This is a genomic window from Acanthopleuribacter pedis, assembly GCF_017377855.1.
In the GTDB taxonomy this organism is placed as follows: domain Bacteria; phylum Acidobacteriota; class Holophagae; order Acanthopleuribacterales; family Acanthopleuribacteraceae; genus Acanthopleuribacter; species Acanthopleuribacter pedis.
Genome location: NZ_JAFREP010000013.1, coordinates 270,043 through 283,813, shown reverse-complemented (window position 1 = coordinate 283,813; position 13,771 = coordinate 270,043). Strand labels below are relative to the sequence as shown.

Genomic DNA, 13,771 nt, shown 5'->3' with positions numbered 1-13,771 from the left:
AATGAAAAGCGGGAAGATGGTAGTTAAGTTCGGTGATGTAAGTATTTATATTTTTGAGAAAGATGAAGCTTTTAAGGAAGTTTTTTTGAAAACCCGTGAACGAAGTTATTACCTGGGTAGTACGCGAGATGTCCCAGAGGAATTCACAGAAGAGGGTATGTTGATTGACTCGATCGTCTTTTCGATGCACACCCCTTACGGAGTTTTTTGTGTTAACAAAGCCGAGCGAAAAATTTCTTACTCAAACCCTTATAATGAGGGTTTTACTCTCGATTTCATCCCAGAGGTTAATTAATCTTGGGGAATCAGGGGCCAGTCTTCTGTAAGAAGCTCCTGGTCCATGACCTACGACGAAAAAGGCCAAGTCGCCACCTACACCAATGCCCGCGGGGTGCTTTATTCCTATTAATACCATCCTGAACTCGGTGTTCTAAGCCGCGTTACCACCGATGAACCCAACCGAACCGGGGGTGAACTGGTCCTGTTCGAACGCGGTCAGGGCGATGACGGCTTATTGGGGGGATCGTTCCGCGATTGGAAAGGGCATCAACAGCACATCGGGTTTCATGTTGGGGAAGGTCAAAAAAGGGTGGTCGTTACGGAAACGACCCATGCCGGGGCTGATAGCCTAAGCGAAACCACCCGTATCCTCAGTTTGGCGGAAGGCGCCGCGTTGCCGACCGAATCGATCGGTGCCGACGGAACAACCCGGTTTAGCCATGAAGATTTTGGGAACACGACGACGGTCACGCTACCCGGCGGCGGCACGCTTGAGCAGGAGCGAACCGGCTTTGGTGAATTTTTGCGTGGGCGCCGAAACGGCCTGACCGAGGTGGTCGTGAGCCGTGACGGCCTCGGTCGGATGATTGGCATTCGTTCTGCTGATCGAGACATCCGTTTGCGCTATGACGAAGCCGCCAACAAAGTGTCCCGAATCGAAGGCTTGGAGGAACCCATCGCCTTCGACGATTTCAACCACCTTGGCTTACCGGGCAAGGTTGATCTCGGTGACGGTCGCATCGAAATCAACTTGGAATACCACCAAGGTGGACGCCTGAGCTGTTTGACCCAAAAAACCAAGGGTGGCCGAACCACGCGGCGGACCTACAACCGGTTCGGCGACTTGAGCAGCATCAAGCGCGGCAATCAGCCCCCCGTCAGTTACAGCCACAACAACTGGGGCGCCGTGGAAAGCTTGACCTACCAAGATCGGGTGTACTCGGTTTTTGGGAATGGCGCGCCGCAAAAATTAAATTTTCCCGGCGATGTCACCGCGGACATCGATTCCCAAGGGCGCCTGATTGAACTCCTACGGCCCGGCTTAGCGCTCAAAGAATGGCGTTATACCGAGCACGGCATGCATGATCTGGTTTTATTCGGCGGTCACCTGCTTCGCGATTATGACTATGCCGACGGCAAACTAAGCGAGGTTCGGGTTACCCATCCCACCGGCCCGGGGGATCTTTACCAATACCAATACGACCCGCTTGGCCGTCTCAGCCATATTCTCGAGAACGGGTCGGTTCTTTCGGCTTGGACCTACCAAGACCCAAGCGTTCATAGCGGTCGGGACCCTGCCGCCCGTTTCGGGAACACCGAGCGACCGGAAACCTATATCGATGGAAACGGCATCGAACACCGCTATCGTTATGATCGCCACGGCTTCGTGAATCAAATCGATCTTCAAGGCGGTCCCACCTTTCATTATCGCCGCGACCCAAGCGGGAACCTGTTGGCGCTTCAATCAACCGGAATGGCCGTATCCTACGACGGTTGGAAGGACGGTTTACCAAGCACCCTGCGCTGGGGTGATGGGACCCATTTCACCCTGACCCGCGACGATAACCATGCGTTAGCCCGCATGGCCGACGATGGCGAAATCTTCGTTCTCGACCTCACCTGGCGGCGCGCGAATGACGCGACCGCATCCTGTGAAAGCAGTGAGGCCGACGACAAAACCCTCACGCGCATTGAACGTCGCGCGGGCAATTTTAGCGAAATCATCGAACCCGCCTACAATCAGGCCCAACACCTCACCGCGGTGACCATTGACCGCAACAGCAACGGGGTGCTTGACCAGATCCGTGAGCAATACGGCAGTGTTGAAAACCAGTTGTTGGGTGGATTTACCCGAATGCTCAACAGCCAAACCCTCGTTGATGAGCAAATCACGACCGAGGCCGGGGCGGATCACCGCCGCATTAGCCAACGTGTCGGCCAAGCGGGCGCAACCGCCGTCACCGGAACCGACCGGTACAGCTATGACCCGATTCTTGGCAACCTGATCCAAATCGATGACCGTGAAGGTGGGGTACGCACCTTCACTTGGGACGGTTACCGCCGTCTACGCGAAATCCGCGACGGCGACGTGATCACGGCCCGTTACCATTACGACCATCAGTTCCGACGGATCCGGGCCGCCACCCAATTCAACACCGCCCCCTTCGCCTTCGCTTACCAAGGCAGTAAGGTCATTGCAATCGGTTTGTACCAGGGCCCCGGACAGGTTCAATGGACCCATGCCGTCGGCCAAGGACCCACCGGCCCGGCGTTCATCAAAGACCTCACCGGTGCGGACATGGATTACTACATCTTCACGGACCACCTCGGCACGCCCCTGGCCTACAAAAACGCAAATACGGGAAGGGTTTACATCAATCCCCAATCACCGTGGGGGGATTCACTCGCCAACGCGCCGACGCGCGGTTCCCCCTACACCGGCCAGAATTTCACCCTACCCCCGGACCCCCTTTTCCCGACCAGTCCCCTGGGCCTCAGTGGTCACTTTAAGGATCTGGATACCGGGCTGATTTACATGCATCACCGCTTCTACAGCCCTGCTTTGGGTCACTTTCTCAACCCGGACTTCCGCGCCCCCGACATCTACGATCCGACCACCTTCACCGAACCCTATGCCTTCGCCGGCGGCGACCCCGTACTTTTCATGGACGGCAACGGGTTGGAGCGAGGCATGTTGGTCAGCGCCATGGTGAACGATGTCAGACGTTCGGGAAGTTTTATCGGCCGGGATCAGGAGAAAACGGAGCAAGCGGTTCGCATCATCGAAAAAGCGATGGCGGTGACGCCGGAAGAACAGGCCTTGCTCAAGGGGGCGATTCAAGGCGCCGCGGTCACCATGTTCATTTTGTCGCTACCCATTTCAGGACCGACCATGGCGGCAATCGGCGTCGGCGCCATGGCCGCGATGAGTGTCTACAGCGGTTATGAACGCGCGCAAAAAGGGCAAAGCGCGGATGAAGTGGTCTCGGGCGGCCTCGCCGACGGGACAGGCATCGGCATGATTTATGCCGTGATGCACAATGAGGATATCGTAACCGGCGAGGACAAAAACTTAACCCCGGAAATGCGGCACGAACTCGCCGGAAACTTCCTTGGCGGGGCAATCATTGCGCCCTTTTCAAGCACCATCCGTCAAGGCATCGTCAGAATGCTCCCGAAAGGCGGCAAGCTGTGGAACCGCTACATGGCGCTTGAGTTTGTAGAAATGGTGCATCCTCGAAATTATGTTGCGCCTATTCAAGAAACCCTGAAAAGGAGTTATGTTCCCTTATGGCGCAGTGGTTTGAATAAAGAGTTACAAGATGCTATAACGGACACGGCTGGAATGACCAATACAACCATTGCGGTTCGTAGCCGCCCAGTTCTCGCACATTTATTTGATGGGCGGTATCCAGCAAAACCCATGGCGCCAAAGTATAAGAAGTCCAAGGCTCGGTCATTCATAGAAAGGTATACACGGAAGATCCCCATTTTGAGGGATCTTGTTGCCTTCACAGATCGGGGCTTTAGGTATAGAGGGAAGGAGATAACAATTTCAGATCTCGATCCGGCATTCTTGATGCGTGATGGGAAGTTTCTTCCTGAGAATAAAGCTATTGAGGTTGGGGATTTGGTGAATCAATTCTATAGACATAAAGTGTGGATGCATGGAGATAACTATAATGGTGTATTGAAAGGGAATTTGGGCGCGAGAGACGTAGCTAAACGGGATGAATTAGTTTTTCTTTTTGGGAAAGATGGATTTGTTGGCGCTGTTAAGTATCAAAAGTATATTGTGGCGGTTTACTCTGCTAGAGATAGGTGGGGGAGATAGTTGAAAAGAGTGAAGATTGATTGTGAAACTGTTTTGACTTTAGATCGGAGAGAGGGCGATCCATTGTTTGTTACATTCGGCGATGCACCTTTCGAGGAACTCAAAACGGTTTATTTTGATTATCCCCGGAATCCATCTAAGATTCGCAAAATGCCACCAGTGTATTGTATTGATAGATATCTTGAGCCTTACATGGGGTGGAAGGAAATTAAAACGAATAGAACTCAAGTGAAAAAATCAAAACAGGTCAAGCAGGCAAAGGTTGTTGATGCATTCTCGTTGAGTTATTTGAGAACCCTTGTGGTGAATCCTGTTTCTCTTCGATCTAAATATCGGTTTAATTTGTTTTTAAGGATTTTTAGTCATCTTGTAAAGACCGAGATACTATATGTTGATGATGATGGGGGTGTTTTGTTTGACGATATAGAAGTGGGGCCTCATTCTGAGCTTTGGAAAACAATTCTTGAAAAATATGATAATATATTGTTTTATAATCCCGCGTATGAAGTGAGCCTCGGGGGAGTAGAAAAGCGCAATAAAGGATATATCTATGAGTTTACACAAGGGACTATTAGAAAGCATGTTTATATTGATCTTGAATATATCTCATGGCCCTTGATTTATCACTACTGGAGCTATTATGGTACGATTCAAACCGATCTTCAGTGTTATGACGGTTTATCTGAGTGGGGTGCACTTCTCCATGAACATGGTTTCAAGGGTGATGGTACCTGAAAGGTAAGTTTTATAAGTTTAAACCACTATTCGTTAAGGTATCAGCGGAAGGCCTCTAAGTGGAAGCAAGCTGTTGAACCGCTAGGTAACGCTGGAGGTTTTTGAAATGATGACTAAACGGTACGGGGAAGTGCGCTGATGGATACGCCCTGCGGACAAGCCGTTGAAAGAGTAGGTAAATTACTGAATACTTCTACGAATGACTTGGCATGGATCCTGTCTAAGTTAGAGATGGAGAGAGTATTACATTACCCTCGGACGCTTCGTTTTGTTTTGGATGGGATTGAGGAAATAGATAAAATACTGCTGAGCAAAGGAAGCTATAATCATAGATGTGACATCTAAGGAATTGAGATGCATTCATTCAAATTGGGGTCGTTTTAAAAATAATAATGAGGGAAAATATCGAACTTGCAAGAATGCTGGGACTGATAGACTAGGAGAGCGTATGAAGCAGTTGCCTAAGGAAGATTGGGATAAAAGGCTACAGTTTGTAGGTTGCGGGCTTGGGAGGAGTTATTTAAGTGTTTTTGAGAAATTTAGGTTTGAGTTGGAGAAAGATGTTTATGACATCTTTGGTAATGTGCTAGTTGGTTGTTTTTTGATGAGTTCGGGGCAGAAAATCGGAGTCATGCTTTCGGTAGATGTTGAAAAACTAGGTATCGATATTTTTTCTTATGTGGACTCTCCAGAAGAAGATATCTTCGAGTTTCTTGATTGTCTAGGGCTTGCGGTTTTAGATTTGGAATGGATTCACCCGGATCTTAAATTTTCAAAAGTTTTGTAATGAAAATTCATTAGGGAGGCAGTGCGATGAATAAAATTGCGTGGTGTTTTTTAGGTGATTCTTCTTGAGTGGACTTGAGGTTTTGCTGTTGTGAGAATCAGTATTGATTTAAATCTTTTGGGATGTATGGTTTAAAAAGATTTTTAAAATTCATAAGAAAGAATGGGGTAATCAATGGGTCAAAAACTTACTAAAAGTGACCTTCTATCAAAGCTGGAGGGGTTGTTGGCGGGTGAGATTGGGCGATCTGATCTTAAATCATGGTTTGTCGAAGTCGCTAGGGGATTTTAAAAATCGGGGCCCGGGGCGGTACTTTGCCCGTTGAGTTATAGAGAAGGTCAAGTGATTTTTGCATCTCTGGGGATCTTGATGGAAAAGTACCCGTTTGGTAGCGATGAATTTTTTATAAGAGATTCAGATGTTCGTGAGTATATTCGTTTGTTGTTGAACTGTCCGACCGAAGAATCAAAACCTTTCACCACGCATCGATGGGATCGGTTTCAATTTTTTCAGAAAGCGGTTCATTGTTTTTCTTTTAAGATGACTAACGCTGCACTCGCGAATCGAGGAATTAAAATGCTCCGACTTGCGGAGGACTGGACTGACTTGGTTGAATTTTGCCAGGCTTCGTGTGATGGCGTTGTTTGTAATTTCTTTAGATCTGTGGATCTCGATTGTGAAATCGTTTCGGCTTCCTTTGAGCGTTTTGAGCCTGATTATGTTAGAAAAGTTATGGATCATTTGGATTTAACCGGGGCGCAAATTGATTGGATTGACCCAAGGTTTGAGGTCAATCGTTGAACCCGTAATACCGGCCCTTCCTAGAGAGAAAAGCCGCACCCCTTGAAGGGGGTGCGGCTTCGCCTTGGGGTCTGGAGGGATCGCGCGCCGGTGGGTGGGCCGACGCACGACCGGGATCGTTCTAGAACAGTGCGCGCATGCCCAGGTAGAAGCGGCGCGGGTTTTGGAACAGTTTGGCGTCGCCGAAACCGGTGGCGCCTTGGCCGGCAACCAGATCCTGCAACAGGATCGCGTCTTGGTCGTCCAACGCGTTAAACACGTCGAGGAAGAATTCGGCCGTGATCAGACCGAAGTCGCGACGGTACTGCGCGCGCAAGTCGAGGGTGGAGAACGAGGGGTTCTTCACCGCGCCAACCGCGCCTTCTTCCAACCAACGACGGGTGATGCCCGCGTAGGTGGTTTCTTCGTCGGCTAGAACCGGCAAGTGACGGCGGGAAGCCAAACGGGTGCGGCTGGTGTAGATACCGGAGTTCCAGCGGAATGAACCGCCCACCTGCAGGCCGTTGTCCCACTCGTAAGAAGCGGCGGCTTTGAACAGGTTTTCGATCAAACCCGGCTGGCGGCCGAATTGGTTGGGCGAACGGGGATCAAGCCAGATCACGTCACCCTGGAAGTCGGCGTTGGAGTCGGAGTTGGTGTTGCCTTCCATGTCGTTGCGGTTGTAGGAAGACAATACCTGCCAGCCGTTGCTGAACCGTTTGCGGAAAATCACTTCCATGCCCTCGTAGTCGCGCTTGCCGCCGGCCAACGTGGCAATGACGAAGTTGGAGCCGGGGTTTTCGTCGTAACCGAAGTAATCGAGACCCAGGAACAAGGTGTCGGGATCGTCGATGGGACCGGGGTAAGCGGTGTTGCCCTCGGTGTCGATGGCGTAGAGGCTCAGGTCGTAGTCTTCGAGAATGTCACGCACCTGGCGTTTAATCAGGTTCACTTCCAAACTCATGTTGTTGCCGAAATCCAACGCGTACCCCAAGGTGAACTCGTCGGTGTACGGCGTTTCCGTGGTAGGCGCGAAAAAGGCGTCCTGAACCTGGGGACCACCCCGCGTACGGTAGGTCAACCATTCATCATTAATGAATACCTGCTCTTCACGAACGCGGCCGGACAAAGAACCGGCAAAGTTGGTCATGTTGTTGCGGATGGGGTCGTAGTAACGGCCGTAGTATGCGGATACTTTTTGGCGACCTTCGCCGTTGATGTCCCAGGTGGCGGACAAGCGGGGTGCGATTTCCCAGTCAAAGGTGTAAATCTCTTGGCCGGTGGTGGCGAAGTGTTCCCAACGCTCGGCGCGAATGCCGATGTTGAAATGGAAATCTTTGACGTCCCAGGTGTCCTGAATGTAGAAGGTGGTGCCCTCGGACTTGGTTTCCTGCGCGCCGTCTTCTGATTGGAAGGTGCGGTCGTAGTTGATCATGCCGTTGGGGTTACCCGCGGTGCTGCTGAAGACGATGGCCGATGCCGCTTCTTCCGGGGTGATCACGCCGTCGCCGTCGGTGTCCATCAGCGCGTAGAAGGATTCGCGGTCGGAACGAGCGTTGATGGTGTTGATCAAACCATTGAAATCACTGGTGTTGTATACGTCAAATTGGGTGTCGGTCCAGCTCAGGTCGGAGATCGCGCCCGCCGTCAGCGGGATACCCGCCGTTTGCAGCGCGGCCAGGTTGCGCGAATCGATGGAAGTGTATTCGGAACCGCCGATGAAGGAGCGGTCGCGGTAGTTGTTGTGTTCTTCGAATTCGGCACCGATTTTAAGGGTGTGGTTGCCGAAGGGGCTGTCGACAAAGATTTCGTAACTCAAGGAGAACGAGTCGTTGTCGCGTTCGTCGATGATGTCCTCACCGAAGGCGCCCAGTTGTTGGTCGAACAAGGTGTTGGCGACGTTGATGTCGACGCCGTTAACGGCATCGTTCCCGCCGAGGAAAATCACCTCGTTGGAAGGATCGCGGCCCGCGGAGAAGTCGGAAACTTCGCCGTTGTGTTTGGAGTAAGAGGCTTCCAGAACCGAGTTACTGAATACGTGTTGGTAGTTCAGGATAAAACGGTCACCGCCGGAGTCGCGAGAGCGGTTACGGGCATTGGTGACGGTACGGTCGGTGCTGCCGTCGCGTTCGGTGGGATCGGTGAACACGGACAGGGTGAATTTATCGGCGTTGGTCGCCTGCCAGGTCAATTTACCGAAGAACTGTTTGTCGTCGCGGGTCACCGTGCGTAAGAAATCGCCGGTGTCTTCCGTAACCACGTCGTCTTCACGTTCGATCAAACGGTAAGACGCAAAAAACCACATTTTGTCGCGGATGACCGGGCCGCCCAGGGTGAAGGCGGTGTCGAAGGTGGAGAAGTTTTCGTCGCCGCGGTTGTCGTTGTCGCCCACCAAGCTGTCGTCCTGGTGGTAGTAGTTAAGGCTGCCGGTGAATTCGTTACCACCGGATTTGGTGATCACGTTGGAAACCAGGCCGGGCGCGCCGACGAATTCAGCGGGAACACCGCCGGTGATAACCTTTTGTTCCTGAATGATTTCGGTGTTCAGGTTGGCGCCAAAGGTACCGGTCACCGGATCGGTTACGTTGATGCCCTCGATGTAGTAGAAGTTGTCGCGGCTGTCGCCGACTTCGCCGCCGATATCGCGGTAGGCCAGACCGGAACGAGAAGCGGGGTTACCGCCGCCGGTGCTGGAGAAGTCGTCGGGTAACACGCCGGGCACCAACTGCAGGTAGCTCTGGTAGCTACGGCCGGTGGGCAGTGATTCGGTGAGTTCGAGGGTGATGTTCTGGCTGGTCAAGGCTTGGGTCACGTCGACGACGGGCGCCTCGGAGATGACGACCAGTTCTTCTTCAACGCTTTCAACAGCCAAGTTAAAGCGCAGTGAGGCGACCTCACCGGAGTTGACCTGAACGTTTTTGTTTTTGGCGGTTTGGAAACCGGTCATGGTGACGGTGACATCGTAAACGGCGGGGTCGAGTGCGACCAAGGTGGCGCTGCCGTCCTCGCGGGTGGTGGCGCTCCGTTTGGCGATGAAATCGGGTGATTCGGCAAGAACCACGGCGCCCGGGAGGGGGGAGCCGCTTTTGTCCTTGACGGTAACTTTAATTGAACCAGTAGTCTGTGCAAAAAGGGGGAGTGCGAGCAAAGCGAGTGCACAAACCCCATGCAGAAGCAGGCGTTTCATTTTCGTCTCCTGAACAGTGTGAAGTGGTGCCCATCGAGATTGGTTTGGGGCGAACAACCATGGGAAAATCACGTTGTGTGAAACCCTCTGGGAATTTCCGCGTTTAAGGAAACATAGGTCAAGAAAGGTAGAATGCTGCGTAGAGGCAATAAACTTCCACGGCGAACTGTGACCAAGCTCTGTTCGGGTCGCTTGGTGCAAAACGCCTTAATCGTCTTGTTTTGATTGAAGTTCCTACGAGCAGGACGACCTAATAACGCACTTCGCTTCCCATGTGATGATAATTCACGACCTAAGAGAAGAACCTGGTCTTGGGGGAAAGCGAATGTGATATTGCCTGCAACTTATCACGACGTTGACCGTTCAATAAAGGAAAAAGTTTGCCTTTCCTTTACGAAAATATTGCTTGGGTGAGCTATTCCCTTAGATCGTTTTACGACAGGTTGTGACCACCACCCTAAATGTCTGAATTTTTGTTAATAACCTAAAATAAGTAGCTTGCAGTTTGTTTCTCTTGGAAGAATGCCGCGAAGGGATGAAGTTTTTGCCGCGGAGCGAGGCTGATGTGCGCGTTTTGGAGAGGGTTGTCTTGGATTGATGGGTTCTTATTTTGGTAATGGAAATGTAAAAAGAAGATCCCGAAGGATCGATTTTCTGTTGTGGCATTGTGAAAAATAATAACCGACAGGAAATGCAATATGTTTTGTGAAAATGACCTGTGACTCGGTTGGAGGATCGTGTTTCGGGCGTCCTGTTGTCGTCGGGAAGAGGTGGGTGATGGGTCTCGCCTGGCAAGGCGCCGGTGGACCGAAACAGGTGGGCCGGGTGTTGTAATGCCTGGGCGCCGCGGTCTCGAACGGTTTTGGATCGGTTCAGCATGCCGCGCCGGCCGGTTAGGGAACCCTCAATGGGAACAAGGGTTGATGGACGGGGTTCGCGAGGTCTGTTCCGTTAGGGCTCCATGAAAAAGTTTGGTTAATGTTAGAAAATAGTGAGAAAAACCCCGATCTCACACGTTGTCACCGATCTTCCTGTATGATGAGCGTCCGGCGTAAAAATGACGGCAGAAGCGCCCCTAAATCAATGCTTTATGCGTATTTTTGAAGTTTATTTTTCACTCAATCGGCAATTTACCCATTCTTCCCGGGGTTCACGCGTGCCACTGCCGCCTGTCTGTTACGTCCCAATTCTATTGCTTAGGAGAACGTGATGTTCCCAGGTTCAGAAGGCGTTACCCGTTCCTTTTTTCCTGTCCGCCGCGCGGCTTTGGTTTCCGCTCGGCTGGTGCTTGCCTGTTTGGTGTTGACCGCTTTTTCACCGCTTTTCGGACAACGTATTAATGAGTTCGTAAACAACCATACCGGCAACGATATTTATGAGTTCGTTGAGATTTTCGGCGAACCCAATACCGATTACTCCCACTTAACCATTGTCCAAATTGAAGCTGATACCGATTCGGGTGGGCTTGGCGCCGGTTGGATCGACACGGTCCACACCATGGGCACCACCAACGCCGAGGGTTACTTTGTGACCTCCTTCTTGTCCAACCAGTTTGGCAACGGCAGCATGGCCTTGTTGCTTGTCGAAGGTTATAGCGGTACGCTCGGTACCGATTTGGATACCAATGACGACGGCACCTTCGAGACCACGCCGTGGACCAACATCATTGATTCGGTGGGTGTCGATGACGGCGGCAGTGATCCCCGTTATGCCGTGCTCACCCTGCTCCAGAATTACGATGGTATTTCCTTCACGGTCGGCGGCGCCTCTTTTTTGCCGAGCGGTGATCCGACCGGCACCGCGGCCGACTGGATTCGCAACGACTTTCATGGCGCGGGTTTACCCGGCTTAGACGGCACCTTGGTAGACGGCGAAGCCGCCAACACCCCCGGTTTGGTTAACTCGTTGACCGCACCCCCGCCCCCGCCTCCGCCCGCGCCCGTGATCAGCGAGTTCGTGTTGGACCACACGGGTAGCGACACCATGGAGTTTGTCGAGATTTTCGGTGTGGCCGAATCCGATTACAGCGCCTTCCGCATCCTTATTATTGACGGCGATGCGACCGGCGGCGATCCCGGCAACATCATGAATGTGATCACGCCCGGTGTGGCCAACAACAGCGCGGTGTGGGCTTCCCAGTTCACCAGCGAACAGTTCAGCGATGGTTCGGTTACCTTGATGATCGTTGAAGGCTTCCAAGGCGCGGTTGATACCGATCTCGACACCGACAACGACGGAACGGTTGATGTGGAAGTTTGGACCGCGTCCCATGACGCGGTTGCCGTGCGTCACAACCAGGGCGATGTGGTTTATGCCCAGGTTGTTCTCGAGGCGGGTTTCGGCGGTGGTCAAACCGCGCCGGGCGGTGCCTCGCGTTATCCCTACTATGCCGACACGGATTCCGTGAACGATTGGTTGCCGAATGATTTCGACGGCAACGGCTTTGTCGATTTTCCCGGCTCTCTGACGGATGGCGAAACCATCAACACCCCTGGCCGGGTCAACCGTGTTGGCGAAACCGCCTATTACCGCGGTTTGAGCACGGCGCTCGGTCAAACCGGTTTGCGTGATGCGGTCAACGCCTTGATTGACGACCACATTTATTTTCCCTACACCGACGGCGGAACCGACACCTGGGACATCCTCGAAGACGCCGATCAGGATCCCGACAACAGCAGCCAGGTCATTTCCATTTACCGCAACGCGACCTATACCAAGGTCGGCGGCGGTAATAATGACTACAACCGTGAACACACCTGGCCCAGTTCCTATGGGTTCACGGACAATATCCCGTTGGCTTATCCCTACACCGACGCCCACCACCTGCGCATCGCCAACGCGAGCTACAACTCGTCACGTAGCAACACGCCGTTTGGCGATTGCAGCGCGGGTTGCAACGAATTGCCGACCGAATTTAACGCGGGCCGCGGCGGCCAAGGCGGTGGGTTCCCCGGTGATTCCAACTGGTCCGATAACGGCAGTGATATCTTTCAAGTGTGGAACGCGCGCAAGGGCGACGTAGCCCGGAGTCTGTTGTATTTGGATGTGCGTTACAACGGTGGTCAGCACGTGGTGACCGGCGGTAACGAACCCAACCTGATCCTTACCGACAACCTCTCGCTGGTTCAAACCATGGGCAGCAACACCACCGGCGACGCCTACATGGGCCGCCTTTCCGTGTTGCTCCAGTGGCACATGGATGATCCGGTTGACGAGGATGAGCGCCGTCGCAACGAGGTGGTGTACAGCTACCAAGGCAACCGCAACCCCTTTGTCGACCATCCCGAATGGGCCGATTGTATTTTCAATGACGCGTGTGGCACCGAACCGCCGGTTTGCTTCAATCCCTCGCTGCCTAGCTGGACCTTGGTTGACAACGAGGTCTGCGAGGCGACGAACGCGGTCACCGTGCTGCATTTCGTTTCTTTGCTGAACGGGGATTGTGTCTGCCAATAGCACGCCCGCATATCCGTAAAAACAGAAAAACCCAGGCCCTGTGCCTGGGTTTTTTTAATTAAATGCGGGTTAAACGCCGAGCAGTTTGGCCAGTTCCACCGCCAAACGTTCCATCGGTAAGCCAATGACGTTGCTTTCGCTGCCGTCCAGGTGGGCCACGATGTATTTCGAATCCTGGTACCCGTAGGCGCCGGCTTTATCCAAGGGGTTGACCTCACGGAACAGGGCCCGGCGTTGGCCGAAGTCGAGGCCGCGCATCAGCACGCGCGAGGTGACAAAAAACGAAACCGCTTGCTGCTTTTCAAAATGGTACAAAAACACGCCGGTGTGGACCTGATGGTAACGGCCGCCGAGGCTGTTGAGAAAGTGGTGGGCCTCGCCGATATCGGCCGGTTTGCTGTAGACCCGCGCGCCTTGTGCGACCAGCGTGTCCGCGGCAACCAGGACGGTGGCTTTGTCGCGCTTTTCGAAGGTGTGTTTTTGGATCACCGCCCGCCCCTTGATGCGGGCGTTGGCGACCACAATGTCGGTGACGGTTTCCGGGACCGCGTCTTCCTCATCCGCGTGGCTCGGCACCACGGTGATGGCGTAACCCGCTTCTTGCAACAGTCGGGAACGGCGCGGCGATTGCGAGGCGAGCAAGAGGTAACAAGCGTCAACGGGATGCAGCGGGGGTGGCGTCTGCGTCATAAAACATCCTTATGGGTTGAAG

At 52.9% G+C, this 13,771-nt stretch carries 8 protein-coding genes; 6 read left to right on the top strand and 2 right to left on the bottom strand.

Going from position 1 to position 13,771, the window contains the following annotated elements; all coding sequences use genetic code 11:
- Position 1: 1 nt before the first annotated feature.
- The 5 genes from J3U88_RS14575 (at position 2) to J3U88_RS14555 (ending at position 6,437) form a co-directional block, all read left to right on the top strand.
- Positions 2-295, top strand: a complete 294-nt coding sequence (locus tag J3U88_RS14575) for a hypothetical protein (protein WP_207859598.1) — start codon at positions 2-4, stop codon at positions 293-295.
- A 294-nt stretch (positions 296-589) separates the two neighbouring features.
- On the top strand, positions 590-4,114 hold the full coding sequence (locus J3U88_RS35010) for an RHS repeat-associated core domain-containing protein (RefSeq protein ID WP_207859597.1): 3,525 nt from the start codon (positions 590-592) through the stop codon (positions 4,112-4,114).
- Positions 4,115-4,849, top strand: coding sequence for a hypothetical protein (locus J3U88_RS14565; RefSeq protein ID WP_207859596.1), 735 nt, complete (start codon positions 4,115-4,117; stop codon positions 4,847-4,849).
- 448 nt (positions 4,850-5,297) lie between these two features.
- A complete protein-coding gene (locus tag J3U88_RS14560; protein WP_207859595.1) occupies positions 5,298-5,636 on the top strand; it encodes a hypothetical protein in 339 nt (112 codons plus the stop codon).
- A gap of 342 nt (positions 5,637-5,978) precedes the next feature.
- The gene (locus J3U88_RS14555; RefSeq protein ID WP_207859594.1) at positions 5,979-6,437 is read left to right on the top strand and encodes a hypothetical protein; all 459 of its coding nucleotides are present in this window, start codon (positions 5,979-5,981) and stop codon (positions 6,435-6,437) included.
- A gap of 121 nt (positions 6,438-6,558) precedes the next feature.
- Here J3U88_RS14555 and J3U88_RS14550 read toward each other — a convergent pair whose 3' ends face one another.
- Complete coding sequence (locus tag J3U88_RS14550; protein WP_207859593.1) at positions 6,559-9,603, bottom strand: outer membrane beta-barrel protein; 3,045 nt, start codon at positions 9,601-9,603, stop codon at positions 6,559-6,561.
- A 1,209-nt stretch (positions 9,604-10,812) separates the two neighbouring features.
- Between J3U88_RS14550 and J3U88_RS14545 the strand changes: the two genes are divergently transcribed.
- A complete protein-coding gene (locus J3U88_RS14545; RefSeq protein WP_207859592.1) occupies positions 10,813-13,059 on the top strand; it encodes an endonuclease I family protein in 2,247 nt (748 codons plus the stop codon).
- Positions 13,060-13,128: 69 nt separating this feature from the next.
- Here J3U88_RS14545 and J3U88_RS14540 read toward each other — a convergent pair whose 3' ends face one another.
- Positions 13,129-13,749, bottom strand: a complete 621-nt coding sequence (locus J3U88_RS14540) for a Maf family protein (RefSeq protein WP_207859591.1) — start codon at positions 13,747-13,749, stop codon at positions 13,129-13,131.
- Between the last annotated feature and the right edge of the window lie 22 nt (positions 13,750-13,771).

Excerpts from the sequence above, each read along its gene's own strand:
- J3U88_RS14560 (WP_207859595.1), top strand. The coding sequence starts at position 5,298 with ATGAAGCAGTTGCCTAAGGAAGATTGGGATAAAAGGCTACAGTTTGTA.
- J3U88_RS14545 (WP_207859592.1), top strand. The coding sequence starts at position 10,813 with ATGTTCCCAGGTTCAGAAGGCGTTACCCGTTCCTTTTTTCCTGTCCGC.
- J3U88_RS14575 (WP_207859598.1), top strand. The coding sequence starts at position 2 with ATGAAAAGCGGGAAGATGGTAGTTAAGTTCGGTGATGTAAGTATTTAT.
- J3U88_RS14550 (WP_207859593.1), bottom strand. The coding sequence starts at position 9,603 with ATGAAACGCCTGCTTCTGCATGGGGTTTGTGCACTCGCTTTGCTCGCA.
- J3U88_RS14540 (WP_207859591.1), bottom strand. The coding sequence starts at position 13,749 with ATGACGCAGACGCCACCCCCGCTGCATCCCGTTGACGCTTGTTACCTC.